The 14,679-nt window shown below is 63.9% G+C and carries 15 protein-coding genes; 9 read left to right on the forward strand and 6 right to left on the reverse strand.

The features are described from left to right. Nucleotides 1–49: 49 nt before the first annotated feature. From trxA to ACZI8R_RS10990, 3 genes are all read right to left on the reverse strand, one after another. The gene (gene trxA / locus ACZI8R_RS10980; protein ID WP_463379625.1) at nt 50–421 is read right to left on the reverse strand and encodes a thioredoxin; all 372 of its coding nucleotides are present in this window, start codon (nt 419–421) and stop codon (nt 50–52) included. 82 nt (nt 422–503) lie between these two features. Next, nucleotides 504–1,502 carry a GlxA family transcriptional regulator gene (locus ACZI8R_RS10985; RefSeq protein ID WP_463379626.1) on the reverse strand — a complete coding sequence of 333 codons (999 nt, stop codon included), beginning with the start codon at nt 1,500–1,502 and terminating at the stop codon, nt 504–506. A 72-nt stretch (nt 1,503–1,574) separates the two neighbouring features. Next, nucleotides 1,575–2,060 (reverse strand): 2'-5' RNA ligase family protein, encoded by a 486-nt coding sequence (locus ACZI8R_RS10990; protein ID WP_463379627.1) that lies wholly within the window; start codon nt 2,058–2,060, stop codon nt 1,575–1,577. Between the two features lie 86 nt (nt 2,061–2,146). Here ACZI8R_RS10990 and ACZI8R_RS10995 point away from each other — a divergent pair, with 86 nt between their 5' ends. The 4 genes from ACZI8R_RS10995 (at nt 2,147) to ACZI8R_RS11010 (ending at nt 6,055) form a co-directional block, all read left to right on the forward strand. Beyond that, nucleotides 2,147–3,235, forward strand: coding sequence for an isocitrate/isopropylmalate dehydrogenase family protein (locus ACZI8R_RS10995; RefSeq protein ID WP_463379628.1), 1,089 nt, complete (start codon nt 2,147–2,149; stop codon nt 3,233–3,235). 135 nt (nt 3,236–3,370) lie between these two features. Continuing rightward, nucleotides 3,371–4,303 (forward strand): ABC transporter substrate-binding protein, encoded by a 933-nt coding sequence (locus ACZI8R_RS11000; RefSeq protein ID WP_463379629.1) that lies wholly within the window; start codon nt 3,371–3,373, stop codon nt 4,301–4,303. A 10-nt stretch (nt 4,304–4,313) separates the two neighbouring features. Further along, nucleotides 4,314–5,297, forward strand: coding sequence for an amino acid ABC transporter permease (locus ACZI8R_RS11005; RefSeq protein WP_463379630.1), 984 nt, complete (start codon nt 4,314–4,316; stop codon nt 5,295–5,297). Continuing rightward, complete coding sequence (locus ACZI8R_RS11010; protein ID WP_463379631.1) at nt 5,294–6,055, forward strand: amino acid ABC transporter ATP-binding protein; 762 nt, start codon at nt 5,294–5,296, stop codon at nt 6,053–6,055. Before ACZI8R_RS11005 ends, ACZI8R_RS11010 begins: the two co-directional genes overlap by 4 nt. 3 nt (nt 6,056–6,058) lie before the next feature. Here the strand turns inward: ACZI8R_RS11010 and ACZI8R_RS11015 are convergent, their stop codons facing one another. Continuing rightward, nucleotides 6,059–6,943, reverse strand: a complete 885-nt coding sequence (locus ACZI8R_RS11015) for a class I SAM-dependent methyltransferase (RefSeq protein ID WP_463379632.1) — start codon at nt 6,941–6,943, stop codon at nt 6,059–6,061. Between the two features lie 234 nt (nt 6,944–7,177). Here ACZI8R_RS11015 and rpsA point away from each other — a divergent pair, with 234 nt between their 5' ends. After that, nucleotides 7,178–8,662 (forward strand): 30S ribosomal protein S1, encoded by a 1,485-nt coding sequence (rpsA, locus tag ACZI8R_RS11020; RefSeq protein ID WP_463379633.1) that lies wholly within the window; start codon nt 7,178–7,180, stop codon nt 8,660–8,662. 152 nt (nt 8,663–8,814) lie between these two features. On the opposite strand, the gene ACZI8R_RS11025 is transcribed toward rpsA, so the two are convergent. Then, nucleotides 8,815–8,964, reverse strand: coding sequence for a hypothetical protein (locus ACZI8R_RS11025; RefSeq protein ID WP_463379634.1), 150 nt, complete (start codon nt 8,962–8,964; stop codon nt 8,815–8,817). 207 nt (nt 8,965–9,171) lie between these two features. On the opposite strand from ACZI8R_RS11025, the gene coaE reads away from it, so the two are divergent. After that, nucleotides 9,172–10,395, forward strand: coding sequence for a dephospho-CoA kinase (gene coaE, locus ACZI8R_RS11030; protein WP_463379635.1), 1,224 nt, complete (start codon nt 9,172–9,174; stop codon nt 10,393–10,395). Here the strand turns inward: coaE and ACZI8R_RS11035 are convergent. Then, nucleotides 10,382–10,900, reverse strand: a complete 519-nt coding sequence (locus ACZI8R_RS11035) for a ribonuclease FAU-1 family protein (RefSeq protein ID WP_463379636.1) — start codon at nt 10,898–10,900, stop codon at nt 10,382–10,384. The two genes, coaE and ACZI8R_RS11035, sit on opposite strands and share 14 nt — an antisense overlap. Nucleotides 10,901–10,979: 79 nt before the next feature. Here ACZI8R_RS11035 and uvrB point away from each other — a divergent pair, with 79 nt between their 5' ends. The 3 genes from uvrB to ACZI8R_RS11050 all read left to right on the forward strand — a co-directional run bounded on the left by uvrB (nt 10,980) and on the right by ACZI8R_RS11050 (nt 14,670). After that, nucleotides 10,980–13,142 carry an excinuclease ABC subunit UvrB gene (gene uvrB, locus ACZI8R_RS11040; RefSeq protein ID WP_463379637.1) on the forward strand — a complete coding sequence of 721 codons (2,163 nt, stop codon included), beginning with the start codon at nt 10,980–10,982 and terminating at the stop codon, nt 13,140–13,142. A gap of 39 nt (nt 13,143–13,181) precedes the next feature. Then, nucleotides 13,182–14,054: an SCO6745 family protein gene (locus ACZI8R_RS11045; RefSeq protein ID WP_463379638.1), complete on the forward strand. Its 873-nt coding sequence runs from the start codon at nt 13,182–13,184 to the stop codon at nt 14,052–14,054. Between the two features lie 163 nt (nt 14,055–14,217). Beyond that, the gene (locus tag ACZI8R_RS11050) at nt 14,218–14,670 is read left to right on the forward strand and encodes a universal stress protein (protein ID WP_463379639.1); all 453 of its coding nucleotides are present in this window, start codon (nt 14,218–14,220) and stop codon (nt 14,668–14,670) included. Nucleotides 14,671–14,679 lie beyond the last annotated feature (9 nt).

Here is a 14,679-nt window from a genome sequence, read left to right on the forward strand (position 1 = left end):
GCAGCATCCCGACTCCGCACACGAGGCGCGCGGAGTCGGGATACCGAGATCACTCCGCTGCGGGAGCCTGCTCGGCGATCTGCTTGCGAACCTCGTCCATGTCGAGTCCCTTGACCTGTGAGACCAGGTCCTCGAGAGCGGCCGGGGGAAGGGCGCCGGCCTGGTTGAACACCAGAACGCCCTCGCGGAACGCCATGAGTGTCGGAATCGACTGGATGTTTGCGGCTTGAGCGATGCCTTGCTCCGCCTCGGTGTCGATCTTGCCGTGAACGACATCGGGGTGCTGTTCGGACGAGGCCTCGAACGTCGGGGCGAAGCTGCGACACGGCCCGCACCATGACGCCCAAAAGTCGACGAGAACCACGTCGTTGCTGGTCACGACCTCGTCGAAGTTCTGCTGTGTCAGTGTCTGAGTGGGCACGGATGTCCTTTCGTTGTTGGTACGTTGCCTGTCTCAACGCTCCTGCATGTCTGAATCTTCCCGCTGCGACAGGAAGAGGACCTCACGCGACTGTGACAGATGTGCGGAAGGTGCGACGGTACGCGTGCGGCGTGGTGTGTCGCAGACGGAGAAAATGCTGCCGCAGGACAGCCGCGCTCCCGAAACCCACGCGGTCGGCGATCGCGTCGATCGAGAGGTCGGAACCCTCGAGCAGGTGCTGTGCACCGAGAACCCGTTGGTCGTTGAGCCATCGTGCGGGTGTCGTGCCGGTCTCGGCCTGAAACCGCCGCGCAAAAGTCCGCGCGGACATGTTTGCCTTCGTGGCCAGCACGGGTACCGAGAGGTCATTCGTCAGGTTGTTCGTCATCCAGTCCAGCAGGGGGCCGAGTGTGGCGATCTCGGTGTCGGGCAGCGGCATCTGCACGTACTGCGCCTGGCCGCCGTCGCGGTGCGGAGGCACCACCATGCTTCGCGCGATCTCGTTCGCGACTGCGCTGCCGTGTTCCTGCCGAATGATGTGGAGACACAGATCGATGCCGGCGGCGGTACCCGCGCTGGTGTAGACGGGCCGGTCGTCTACGTAGAGCACGTCCGGATCGACGAGCGCCTTCGGAAACTCGGCAGCCAACCGGTCGGCCCACTTCCAGTGTGTCGTGCACTTTCGGCCGTCGAGAACACCGGCGACGCCGAGAATGAACGCTCCCGTACACAGGCTGGCAACTCGTGCGCCGCGGTCCACCGCGGCGCGCAGCTTCTCGCCGAGTGGGGACAAGACCGAGTTGTCGGTCGTCCCGCACAAGAACGTTCCCTCCGCCGTTGTGTGGGTGCTCCCGGCCGGCAGCAGGACGAGGTCGGCGTCGTCGATGAGATCGAGGTCGTAGGGGACGTCGATGTCGTACCCGAAAGGTGTCCTCACCGAAAGATTCGTCGCGGCGATCAGCGAGAAGTCGTAGGCGGGCAGCCCGAGACCTGATCTGTCCGAGCCGAACACCTCGCACGCGATCCCCAGTTCGAACGCCTCCACGAGGGGGACGAGCGGTACGACGACCTTCTTCAGCATGCCTCGATGATGGCAGAAATGCGGTGCGGTGTGTCAATACTGCCGAACATTGGCTTGTTTGCCCGGATGAGATCACCTGTCCGGAGTGCTCAATGTCCACTCGCGTTTGGCGTCACCGTCCCACCGACGCAGCACGGTTCCGTGCCACGTGACTTCCTCGTCGTGGGCCGAGTCGGATTCCGCGAGTAGGCGGATCGCGTCGCCCAGTCGGTGCGCAGGAAGACGGCGACTCAGGCTGATGTGTGGCGTCCACCTCCCCGGCGCGATGTGCCGGGGTATGTCGAGTGCAGTCCGAGAGGCTTGGTTCGCCGTGTCCCACACGTGTCGGTGCAGATCGAGGAGCGCGCGACTCGGCACGACGGACCTGGCCAATGTGAGGTTGTCGCCACCGAACGTCACGTGTCCACTCGATCGGACCGGAATCGTCGGCGCGGCGATCCCACGGCGCAGTGCTTCGTCGACCTCCTGCGGAATGCTGCGGGCGACGAGCAGAGTGATGTGCGGGCGATTCGACGCCGCGGCGATCCTGGCAAGGCTGGGGATGCCGGCCTCCCGCAACAGGCGCCAGTCGGCGCACCGCGTTCGTCGCCGTGTCGTCGAGCAGTAGTTCTACCGACTGGACCATGGTGAGTAATGATGGCGGCATGAGTGAAAGCACCGCAAACGCCATTCGTCTCGGGGTGATGGCCGGCGACGGAATCGGGCACGAGATCGTCCCGGCAACTCAGGACGTCGTGACCGCAGCGCTCGACGAGGCCGGTGCCACCGTGGAGTGGGTGCCGCTCGCGCTGGGGCGTGAGGCGATAGCGACTCACGGCAGTCCGATGCCGGACAGCACGCTCGAGGCGCTCGACGGATTGGAGGGGTGGGTGCTCGGACCGCACGACAGCGCTTCCTACCCAGCCGAGTTTCGTGGGCAACTCACGCCCGGCGGAGTGATTCGCAAACGATTCGATCTGTTCGCGAACATTCGACCTGCCCGCGCTCTCGAGGGAGTCGCCGCGACCGTCCCCGGTATGGATCTCGTCGTGGTTCGAGAAAATACGGAAGGCCTCTATGCCGACCGAAACATGTTCGTCGGTAGCGGCGAGTTCATGCCGACCCCGGACGTTGCCCTCGCGGTGGGAGTGATCACGCGTCGTGCCTGCGAACGAATCGCGCACTCCGCGTTCGCGCTTGCCCGCACCCGGAAGAAGCACGTCACGATCGTCCACAAGGCCAACGTGCTGGCGATGTCGACCGGACTGTTTCGTGACGTCTGCGTGGAGGTGGGGAACCAGCACTACCCGGATGTGACGGTCGACGACGAACACGTCGATGCCATGGCCGCGCTTCTCGTTCGGCGCGGGGCGGATTTCGACGTGATCGTGACCGAAAACATGTTCGGCGACATCCTCTCCGACCTGACGGCGGAGTTGTCCGGCTCGCTCGGCACCGCGCCGTCCGTCAATGCCTCCGAGACCAAGGTGATGGCGCAGGCCGCGCACGGTGCCGCCCCGGACATCGCGGGCCACAATCGAGCCAATCCGACAGCGTTGTTCCTGTCCGCAGCAATGATGCTCGACCGGCTCGCAGAGAAGAAGGACGTGCACGCGTTCGCCGACGCGGCTCGGCGGATCACCGGTGCAGTGGAGCGCACCATCGCGTCGGGAGTGGCAACCGCGGACCTCGGCGGTCTGGCGTCGACCGGTGAATTCACCGAGACGGTTCTCGCACGCACGGCGAGGCGGTGAGGGCACGCCTGGGTAACGATCGGGCCGACAGGGTTCGACTTCGGGTGCCGTTGGCCGTGCCGTAATCTACCGTTCGACAATCTCGGGGTCCACGGGTTCCGATCCTGCGCTACTTCGGTACGAACTCGATCCGTCATGGAGGACCACACAGTGCCTTCTCGAAAGGGCTTCGCCCAGGGCCGCCGTGCCCGCGCTGCCGTCGTTGTCGGGGGCGTGGGGGTGCTGCTGGCCGGTTGCACCACGAACACCGAGATCGGTGCACCGTCCGGTGACGACGTGGTGGAAGTGACGGTCGAGAAGGTCGACGCCATCGCCGCGCAGCTACCGGAGAAGAACGTCGAATCCGGAACGCTCGTGATCGGGGTGAACCTGCCGTACGCGCCCAACGAGTTCAAGGATTCGAGTGGCGAGATCATCGGGTTCGATGTCGACCTGCTCGACGCTGTCGCCGACGTTCTGGGCGTGAGGACGGATTACCGCGAGGCAGACTTCGAGCGCATCATCCCGGCGGTGCAGGCGGACACCTACGACATGGGGATGTCGTCGTTCACGGATACGAAGGAGCGCGAGGAGACGGTCGATTTCGTGACCTACTTCAGTGCCGGTATCCAGTGGGCGCAGCCTGCCGGCGAGTCGGTCGATCCGGAGGACGCCTGCGGACTGCGGGTCTCCGTGCAGACCACCACGATCGAGGAGATCGAAGAGGTTCCGGCGAAGAGTGCAGCCTGCGTCGCAGCGGGGAAGCCGCCCATCGACATGATCAAGTTCGACAGCCAGGACGAGGCGGCCAGCGCGGTGGTCCTCGGCAAGGTCGATGCGATGTCGGCCGACTCCCCGGTCACCGCGTTCGCTGTGGAAAGGAGCAGCGGCGGACTCGAGGCCGCCGGCCCGGTGTTCGACGCGGCGCCCTACGGTTGGCCCGTCGCAAAGGGATCACCGCTCGCTCCGGTATTACAGAAAGCGTTGCAACACTTGATCGACGACGGGACGTACCGCACCATCGCCGAGAACTGGGGTATCCAGGAAGGCGTCATCGAGACGTCACAGATCAACGGCGCGACGAGTTGAGGGCAGATACGTGAGTGACGTGAAGAAGGGCGCGACGGCGGTGCCTGCCGGCCCCGCTCCGATCGAAGCAATTCCACTCAGGCGGCCCGGCAGGTGGATCGCAGCCGCTGTCGTCCTCGTCCTGTTCGCGTTGTTCGTGTATGGCGCGGCCACCAACGAGGCCTACCAGTGGGACACCTATTTCCGGTATCTGTTGGACACCAGGGTCGCCGCCGGCGTGTGGAAGACGATCCAGCTCACCGTGTTGGCGATGGCGATCGCCGTGATCCTCGGTGTGATTCTGGCTGTCATGCGGTTGTCACCGAATCCCGTACTCAAGGCCACGGCCTGGATCTACCTCTGGGTGTTTCGCGGTACTCCGGTGTATGTCCAGTTGGTGTTCTGGGGTCTGTTCCCGTCCATCTACAAGCAACTCGATCTCGGTATCCCGTTCGTGCATCAGTTCGTGCACATCGAGATCCAGGGAATCAGTGCGGCTTTCCTGTTCGCGGTCGTCGGTCTTGCGTTGAACGAGGCGGCCTACATGGCCGAGATCGTCCGTGCAGGCATCAGCTCGGTCAACGAGGGACAGACCGAGGCATCGGTCGCACTCGGTATGACGTGGTCGCAGACCATGCGGCGCACAGTCCTGCCGCAGGCGATGCGGGTGATCATCCCGCCCACGGGTAACGAGTTGATCGGAATGCTGAAGACCACGTCTCTCGTTGCCGCGGTTCCGTACACCCTCGATCTCTATGGGCGAGTTCGCGACATCTCGGGTTCGAACTTCCAGCCGATTCCGCTTTTGTTGGTCGCCGCGACCTGGTACCTGGTGATCACGAGCATCCTCATGGTCGGGCAGTACTACCTCGAGCGTTACTACTCGAAGGGTGCCACCCGCAAGCTCACCGCACGACAGTTGCGGGCACTGGCTGCCGCGCAGGGTAAACCGGTCGCAGGCAGCGATCCCGACGGAGATGAGATGCCGGATACACACGGACGGGAGCGGAAATGACCCCGATGATCAAGGCTGATCAGGTCTGCAAGAACTTCGGGGCCCTCGAGGTGCTGAAGGGCATCACGTTGGAGATCGAGAAGGGCCAGGTGTTGTGCCTCGTCGGTCCGTCCGGTTCCGGCAAGTCCACCTTCCTGCGGTGCATCAATCACCTGGAACAGGTCAACGCGGGACGGCTCTACGTGGACGGCGAGCTGGTCGGGTACCGCGAGAAGGGGGACAAGCTCTACGAGTTGCACCCCAAGGCCGCGGCGAAACAGCGCCGCGACATCGGCATGGTGTTCCAGCACTTCAATCTCTTTCCCCATCGCACGGCACTCGAGAACGTCATCGAGGCGCCCATGCGGGTGAAGAAGGTCGGCAAGAAGGACGCGGTCGCTCGGGCTCGGGTTCTACTCGACCAGGTCGGCCTCACCGACAAGGCGGATGCCTACCCGGCGCAGCTTTCCGGAGGTCAACAGCAGCGGGTGGCGATCGCTCGTGCACTGGCGATGGATCCGAAGCTGATGCTGTTCGACGAACCCACCTCGGCGCTCGATCCGGAACTCGTGGGTGAGGTGCTCGCTGTGATGAAGAGGCTCGCCAAGGACGGCATGACCATGGTCGTCGTGACACACGAGATGGGCTTCGCGCGCGAAGTGGCGGACGAGTTGGTGTTCATGGACGCCGGCGTAGTCGTGGAATCGGGTGAGCCCCGCGAACTTCTGTCGAATCCACAGCACGACCGGACGAAGGCTTTTCTGTCGAAGCTGCTGTGACGGTCAGGGTTTACGGCAGCTGAATATCGCCGTTCCCGGAAACAATTGGCCGCGCAGCGGGCTCCACTGGCCCCACTCGCGGTCCAGCCATTCGGGCCACTCCGGTTCGATGATGTCGCGAACCTCGAGCCCTGCCGCCACGATTTCGCGAACCCGGTCGCCGATCGTGCGGTGATGTTCCACGTAGGTCGGGACATTGTCGTCGTCGACCTCCACGTACGGCGTCCTGTCGAAGTAGGGGAGTGTGGCGGTCAACCCCTTCGGCCCCGGGTCGTCGAGAAAGATCCATCGAATCGGATGATTGACCGCGAAAACCCAGATCCCACCCGGCCGCAGTACCCGCTCGACTTCACGCATCACCCGTGCGGAATCCGCCACGAACGGAATAGCGCCAAAAGCCGAACACGCGATGTCGAAGCTTGCGTCGGCAAAGGGGAGCGACTCGGCTCCTGCTTGCACGAGCGGCACTGTCGCCCCACCGGTATGCATGGCATCGACGCCCCGGCTGAGCATCTGCATCGATATGTCCAGGCCGACCACGCGTGCGTCCTGGCCGGCCAACCATCTGGCGCACGGTGCCGAACCGCAACCCACTTCGAGGACGTCCTTGCCCGCGACGTCACCGAGGAGATGGTGATCGCCTTCGTGAAGCCCCTCCGGGCACCACACGAACTCGCCCTGCGCGGAATCGACCCCCAAGAAGTCCCCGTGTGTCCGGTGGTAGTCGGCGGCATCCGCATCCCACCATGCACGGCTCGCGCGTTCACTGGTCTCGGAGTCGACGAGAGTGCGGCCGACGCCACTGGTCCCGAGGGTGGTGTTCGCCGCCGCGTGACGTTCGTCGGGGGTCGGCGCGGGCGAGGATGATCGTGGAGACGTGTCCGACATGACCGTCAGACTATGCGTACGGATTGTCTCCGTGTGTAACCGGTTTGCCCACGTTCGTACCCGGTTTGCCCAGCTCGTATCGGGGCGCGTAGCCTAATGCACGCGAGCACACCTGTGTGGTCGCGGCGATCCGGTTTGTGACACCTCACTTGTGGGGAATACATCGCGTAGCCGGATTGCTTGTCCGACAGAACATAATCAACCGACCCCAACCCGTCCGGAGCAACTCAACACATGCCCTCCACCACCGTTACCTCGCCGCAGGTAGCCGTCAACGACATCGGCTCCGCCGAGGACTTCCTCGCTGCCATCGACGCCACGATCAAGTACTTCAACGATGGCGACATCGTCGAGGGAACCATCGTCAAGGTCGATCGCGACGAGGTTCTGCTCGACATCGGTTACAAGACCGAAGGCGTCATCCCTTCCCGTGAGCTCTCCATCAAGCACGACGTCGACCCCAACGAGGTCGTCTCCGTGGGCGATGAGGTCGAAGCTCTCGTCCTCACCAAGGAGGACAAGGAAGGTCGACTGATCCTGTCGAAGAAGCGTGCGCAGTACGAGCGCGCTTGGGGCACCATCGAGGAGCTCAAGGAGAAGGACGAGGCCGTCAAGGGCACCGTCATCGAGGTCGTCAAGGGTGGTCTCATCCTGGACATCGGTCTCCGCGGCTTCCTGCCTGCCTCGCTCGTCGAGATGCGTCGCGTCCGCGACCTCCAGCCGTACGTCGGCAAGGAGATCGAGGCCAAGATCATCGAGCTCGACAAGAACCGCAACAACGTCGTTCTCTCGCGCCGCGCATGGCTCGAGCAGACGCAGTCCGAGGTTCGCAGCGAGTTCCTGCACCAGCTGCAGAAGGGACAGGTCCGTAAGGGCGTCGTCTCCTCGATCGTCAACTTCGGTGCCTTCGTGGACCTGGGCGGCGTCGACGGCCTCGTGCACGTCTCCGAGCTGTCCTGGAAGCACATCGACCACCCGTCCGAGGTTGTCGAGGTCGGCACCGAGGTCACCGTCGAGGTTCTCGACGTCGACCTGGACCGCGAGCGCGTTTCGCTGTCGCTCAAGGCGACGCAGGAAGACCCGTGGCGTCAGTTCGCCCGCACGCACGCCATCGGCCAGATCGTGCCCGGCAAGGTCACCAAGCTGGTTCCGTTCGGTGCGTTCGTTCGCGTCGAAGAGGGAATCGAAGGCCTCGTTCACATCTCCGAGCTGGCCGAGCGCCACGTCGAGGTCCCGGACCAGGTTGTCGGCGTCGGCGACGATGCTCTCGTCAAGGTCATCGACATCGATCTCGAGCGTCGTCGTATCTCGCTGTCGCTGAAGCAGGCCAACGAGGATTACAACGCCGAGTTCGATCCGTCCAAGTACGGCATGGCGGACAGCTACGACGAGCAGGGCAACTACATCTTCCCCGAGGGCTTCGATCCCGAGACCAACGAATGGCTCGAGGGCTCGGACAAGGTTCGTGAAGAGTGGGAAGGCCGCTACGCCGAGGCCGAGCGTCGTCACAAGATGCACACCGCTCAGATGGAGAAGACCGCTGCAGACGAGGCCGCCGAGGCTGCCACCGCTGCTGCCGGCTACTCCTCTGAGTCGGGTGCGGCAGATGCCGACGTCCCCGCCGCAGCCAGCTCCGCTTCGGAGTCTTCTGCCGGTGGATCGCTCGCGAGCGACGCACAGCTTGCAGCACTTCGCGAGAAGCTGTCGGGCAACGCATAGCACGTGATGCCTGACTCGATCAGGCACTGAAGGGCCCCGTCACCGAAAGGTGGCGGGGCCCTTTTCGGTTGTGCGATCCCGGCACGCGACCGAGTTCGCGCACGACGAAACGCCGACCCCGAACGGGGCCGGCGTTGTGAAGGCGGAGGTGGCTAGTTGGCGGTGACCGGAATCCAGTGTGCCGACACGTCGGTCGTGCGCTTGCGGATGGCGGTGAAGCTGTGACGGCCCTGGCTGATCAGTGACGTCAACCAGGTGCGGCGGTGTTCGGACAATGCGAGCGCGACCTGGGGGAAATCCATGCAATGCACGCCGTCGACCATTCCGAGGCGGTGTCGACCTGTCTGTCGGCTGTGTGCTCGCATCGATTCCCTTTCGTTGAGAAGGTGCAGCTTGGTACGTTGCGTCGAACATAACCGACCGAACTGGTCAGTTGTGGTATTTGGGGCCGGTGAGTCTATTGATGTCCGGCGCGCCGTGAACCCGCTGCGGATGCGACACTGGTGCCCGTGTTGAGAATCGGCCTCACCGGAGGCATCGGAGCAGGCAAGTCCACCGTATCGAAAGTTCTTGCCGAGCTCGGCGCTGTCATCGTCGACGCGGACGTCATTGCACGCGAGGTGGTGGAGCCGGGCAGTGCCGGGCTGGCCGCGCTGGTGGAGCGATTCGGTGAGGGCATTCTGGACTCGGCCGGTGCGCTCGACCGTCCTGCCCTCGCCGCACTCGCTTTCGCCGACGACGAGTCGCGAACGGCGCTCAACTCGATTGTGCATCCGCTCGTGGGCCAACGTACTGCCGAGAAGCTTGCCGAGGCGCCGGACGATGCTGTTGTGGTGCAAGATATTCCACTGCTGGTCGAGGGCAACATGGGCCCGGCGTTCAATCTTGTCGCCGTCGTGTACGTGGATGCCGAGGAACGAATTCGACGTCTCGTCGGGTCGAGGGGGATGCCCGAATCCGACGCGCGCGCACGGATCGCCGCACAGGCTACCGATGAACGGCGCCGAGAGGTGGCAGACATCTGGCTGGACAACGGCGGCGAGCCTGGCGTTCTCGAGCCGCAGATTCGCGACTTGTGGTCGCGGCGCCTCGTGCCGTTCGAGCGGAACATCAGGGAGCGCAACGTGGTGCGCGTGCTGCCGCGTCTGGTCGCTCACGACCCCTCTTGGGAAGCCGAGGCAGCGCGTCTTGTCGGCAGACTGAAAATGGTGTGTGGTCACCGCGCGCTGCGAATCGACCACATCGGCTCGACCGCGATTCCCGGCCTCGAAGCCAAGGACGTCGTCGATGTACAGATCACCGTCCCGGATCTGTCGGTAGCCGACGAGTTGGCGGAGCCGTTGGCCGATGCAGGCTTCCCACGGGTCGAACACATCACGTCGGACGAGCCGAAGCCCCGATCCGTCGGTGGCGAGACCGACCCAGCGATCTGGGAGAAGCGACTGCACGGCGGTGCCGATCCCGGACGGCCCGTGAATATTCATCTGCGTGTGGACGGGTGGCCCGGGCAGCAGTTCGCGCTGCTGTTTCGCGACTGGTTGTGCGCCGACGAATCGGCTCGGGCGGAGTATCTGGATCTGAAGAGGCACGCGGCAGACGCCGCAGCCGGACACACCGACTACAAGGACGCGATCGCGGCCTACGTCGACACGAAGACGCCGTGGTTCGACTCCGCCTACCTCCGGGCGCACGAGTGGGCGGAACGTACCGGGTGGAGCGTCAACGCCAATTGATCGGCATCCCCAGCGAGGCCAGCCACGCACCGAGATCGTGACCGTGTGCGGCAATGCCGTCGATGGCGCGAACTGCGGTGTGTACAGCTTGCCGAGAGGTCGCATCGTCGAGGATGCCCTGCTGGTTCGCGGCCAGAAGTTCGTCGACGTCGAGCAACTCGGTGTCGCGACCGGTGCGTATGACGAGGTCGAGGTAGTGGTCCTCGGACTTCCACACGGTGTCGCCGCGAGTGAAGGCGCCGATGTCCACGTAATGGTCCTGGTCACGGGCGTGATACGGGTGGTAGTGGAAAACCGAGGCGCGCAGGCCGAGGTCGGGCAGGAGCCAGGACTCGAGGTAGTGGAACTGCCGATGATCGGCAGGCCGCGCCATGTAGAGACCCCACGGTTCGACCCGGTAGTGGTCGACCGGGCGAACGAAGCCCTTAGGGTCCGTGTTGGTGCGCTCCACCAGGTCGAACGACTCGATCTTCGGCGGATGCATGTGGGTGAGCGAGCCGTTCATGCGTGCAACCTACCGGGAATTCGGCCTGGACGTCGGTGCGATGACGACGAGTGTCGGTAGCGCGGCATACCCTGGCTTCATGGCGTTTGCATCCGAGCATCCAGTGGTTGCGCATTCCGAGTTTCGTCCGGTCGGGGAGATCGAGCGGTCGTCGACCCCTTTCGAGGTCGTCAGCGAGCACGTGCCCGCCGGCGATCAGCCCGCGGCCATCGCCGATCTCGAGAAACGCATCAGGGCGGGGGAGAAGGACGTCGTGCTCCTCGGCGCGACCGGAACGGGTAAGTCGGCCACCACCGCCTGGATGATCGAGAAGCTGCAGCGCCCCACGCTGGTCATGGCGCCGAACAAGACTCTCGCCGCGCAGTTGGCCAACGAACTTCGCGACATGCTGCCCAACAACTCGGTCGAGTACTTCGTGTCGTACTACGACTACTACCAGCCGGAGGCGTACATCGCGCAGACGGACACCTACATCGAGAAGGACTCGTCGGTCAACGACGACGTGGAGCGATTGCGGCACTCGGCCACGTCGAGTCTGCTGTCACGGCGTGACGTCGTGGTCGTGGCGTCGGTGTCCTGCATCTACGGCCTCGGTACCCCACAGTCGTACCTGGATCGCTCCGTCGAGCTCGAAGTCGGTGTCGAGGTACCGCGCGATGCACTGCTGAGGCTGCTCGTCGACGTTCAGTACAACCGCAACGACATGGCGTTCACCCGTGGATCGTTTCGCGTTCGTGGCGACACCGTGGAGATCATTCCCTCCTACGAGGAGCTCGCGGTCCGGATCGAGTTCTTCGGAGACGAGATCGAGGCGCTGTACTACCTCCACCCGCTTACCGGTGACGTCGTACGGCAAGTCGACTCGGTACGCATCTTCCCCGCTACTCACTACGTCGCCGGTCCCGAGCGCATGGAACGCGCGGTCAAGGACATCGAGGCGGAACTCGAGGAGCGTCTGGCGGATCTCGAGAACAAGGGCAAGCTGCTCGAGGCTCAGAGACTGCGTATGCGCACTCAATACGACCTCGAGATGATCAAACAGGTCGGCTTCTGTTCCGGTATCGAGAACTACTCGAGGCACATCGACGGCCGACCGGCGGGGTCGGCGCCGGCCACCCTGATCGACTACTTCCCGGAGGACTTCCTTCTCGTCATCGACGAGTCACACGTCACGGTCCCGCAGATCGGTGCCATGTACGAAGGCGACATGTCCCGCAAACGCAACCTGGTCGAGTTCGGATTCCGTTTGCCTTCCGCCACCGACAACCGACCTCTCACCTGGGAGGAGTTCTCGGGGCGTATCGGCCAGACCGTGTACCTTTCGGCCACCCCGGGTAAGTACGAATTGGGTCAGGCGGGCGGAGAGTTCGTCGAGCAGGTCATTCGGCCGACCGGTCTGGTGGACCCCGAGGTGGTCGTCAAGCCCACGAAGGGGCAGATCGACGACCTGGTCCACGAGATCCGAGAGCGCGCCGAGAAGAACGAACGGGTACTCGTCACGACGTTGACGAAGAAGATGTCCGAAGATCTCACGGACTATCTGCTCGAGCTCGGCATCCGGGTTCGATACCTGCACTCCGACATCGACACGCTCCGTCGCGTCGAGTTGCTTCGCCAGTTGCGTCTGGGCGAGTACGACGTGCTCATCGGAATCAACCTTCTGCGTGAGGGATTGGATCTGCCCGAAGTTTCTCTCGTGGCAATTCTCGACGCGGACAAGGAAGGTTTTCTTCGAAGCTCGACCAGTCTCATCCAGACGATCGGCCGCGCGGCCCGCAACGTGTCGGGTCAGGTCCACATGTATGCGGACCGGATCACCGACTCGATGCAGCACGCGATCGAAGAGACGGAACGGCGCCGCGAGAAGCAGATCGCCTACAACACCAAGATGGGTGTGGATCCGAAGCCGTTGCGCAAGAAGATCGCCGACATTCTCGATCAGGTCTACGAGGAAGCCGACGACACGGCCGCAGGAGTCGATGTGGGTGGGTCGGGACGCAATGCGTCGCGTGGTCGGCGGGCACAAGGTGAGGCAGGGCGCGCAGTAAGCGCCGGCGTGTACGAGGGACGCGATACCAAGTCGATGCCGCGCGCCGAGTTGGCCGACCTGGTGGCGCAGCTCACCGATCAGATGATGAATGCCGCGCGCGACCTTCAATTCGAATTGGCGGGTCGTCTCCGCGACGAGATCGCCGACCTCAAGAAGGAATTGCGCGGCATGGACGCTGCCGGGCTGAGCTAGAGGCCGCGGTGTTCGGCGCTGGCCGGTACGGTCGCCGATATGGATGCACAGACCGCCGGACGCGCGGCCCGATCGTTGGATCTGCTTCACGCACTCGGATATTTCGTTCCCGAGGTGGAGACCGGATTCGTGACCCTCGGGCTCGAGCCGGGACGGATGACGTACTTCGCAGGCCGGGCCGCTCCGATGGGCGCCGTCGGACCGGGTGTGGTGGCGTCGACGTTCTACAATTTCAGCCCGGATCTGATCGCCGGGGTCGTACCGAGGGCCTGGAGCCTTGCGGATCCGAAAGACATCGCTTCCGCGCGCACGGCCGCGGTCGGCGAGGCTTACGTTCGCCTGTTGGGCGAGGATGTCACCTCATCGCCGGAGATGGCGGAGGCCGCGCAGCTAGTCTCGATCGCTGCCGATGGAATTCCGGGGCCGGAGGGGCGGCCACTGTATGCGGGGCACGCAGACCTGGAGTGGCCGGAGGAGTCGCATCTCGTTCTCTGGCATGGTTTGACACTGCTGCGGGAGTATCGAGGCGACGGGCATATCGCAGCACTGCAGACCGCGGGACTGAGTGGACTCGAAGCGCTCGTGACCCACACCGCGACCGGGATCGGATTCACGGCGAAGTTCGCGCGCACTCGCAGGGGATGGACGCAGGAAGAGTGGGACGCGACATGTAGCGGCCTTCGTGATCGGGAACTGCTCGATGGCAACGGCGCGCTCACTGCGGACGGTATCGAACTACGCGAGGTCGTCGAGGATCTGACGGACGAGCTTGCGGTGGCGCCCTGGGCGAATCTCGGTGAGGACGGTGTCGAACGTCTCCTGGAACTGGCGTTGCCGTGGCGGAAGACATTGGTCGCCGCAGGTGTGTTCCCCGACGGACTCTTCGGTCCACGTCACGGAGAATCACGCTGAAACCAGAAGAAAATTTGTGCTCTACACAGCCCGACATGTCGCTTGTGCTGCAAAAGCGCAATTCTGACGGCTGTTACCGCTAGTGTCAGCAAAGTGGCCGAGGGTCCGGCATCGACGGTGCCTGCCCGCGGCCTATTGACCGTCCGCACTTTTGGAGGAATGAATGAGCGCCTACCGGACCGTTGTCGTCGGAACCGATGGCTCCGAATCGTCGCTACGGGCCGTCGAGAAGGCCGCTGCCATCGCGGGGGACGCGGGTGCGAAGTTGATCATCGCCTGCGCTTACTACCCGGCCGACCCGAAGGACGTGGGCAAGGCGGCAGATGCGTTGAAGGACGAGGCTTACCAGATCACTGGTTCGGCACCGACATACGACATTCTGCGCACCGCGCGCGAGCGTGCGCACGGAGCCGGCGTCAAGGAGGTCGAGGAGCGGGCCGTGGTGGGTGCACCGGTGGAATCGCTCCTCGATCTGGTCGAGGAGACGAAAGCGGAACTCCTCGTCATCGGTAATCGTGGCCTCAACACGTTGACCGGACGTCTGCTCGGGTCCGTCCCCTCGGACGCAGCACGTAAGTCGACTTCGGATGTGCTGATCGTGCACACGATTCGCTGATTCTCGTCG

This window comes from Rhodococcus huquni (assembly GCF_055231055.1).

Bases quoted from the DNA above. Each gene is read 5' to 3' on its own strand.
- ACZI8R_RS10985 (WP_463379626.1), bottom strand. From the start codon at position 1,502: ATGCTGAAGAAGGTCGTCGTACCGCTCGTCCCCCTCGTGGAGGCGTTC.
- ACZI8R_RS10995 (WP_463379628.1), top strand. From the start codon at position 2,147: ATGAGTGAAAGCACCGCAAACGCCATTCGTCTCGGGGTGATGGCCGGC.
- ACZI8R_RS11000 (WP_463379629.1), top strand. From the start codon at position 3,371: ATGGAGGACCACACAGTGCCTTCTCGAAAGGGCTTCGCCCAGGGCCGC.
- ACZI8R_RS11010 (WP_463379631.1), top strand. From the start codon at position 5,294: ATGACCCCGATGATCAAGGCTGATCAGGTCTGCAAGAACTTCGGGGCC.
- ACZI8R_RS11015 (WP_463379632.1), bottom strand. From the start codon at position 6,943: ATGTCGGACACGTCTCCACGATCATCCTCGCCCGCGCCGACCCCCGAC.
- rpsA (WP_463379633.1), top strand. From the start codon at position 7,178: ATGCCCTCCACCACCGTTACCTCGCCGCAGGTAGCCGTCAACGACATC.
- ACZI8R_RS11025 (WP_463379634.1), bottom strand. From the start codon at position 8,964: ATGGATTTCCCCCAGGTCGCGCTCGCATTGTCCGAACACCGCCGCACC.
- ACZI8R_RS11035 (WP_463379636.1), bottom strand. From the start codon at position 10,900: ATGAACGGCTCGCTCACCCACATGCATCCGCCGAAGATCGAGTCGTTC.
- uvrB (WP_463379637.1), top strand. From the start codon at position 10,980: ATGGCGTTTGCATCCGAGCATCCAGTGGTTGCGCATTCCGAGTTTCGT.
- ACZI8R_RS11045 (WP_463379638.1), top strand. From the start codon at position 13,182: ATGGATGCACAGACCGCCGGACGCGCGGCCCGATCGTTGGATCTGCTT.
- ACZI8R_RS11050 (WP_463379639.1), top strand. From the start codon at position 14,218: ATGAGCGCCTACCGGACCGTTGTCGTCGGAACCGATGGCTCCGAATCG.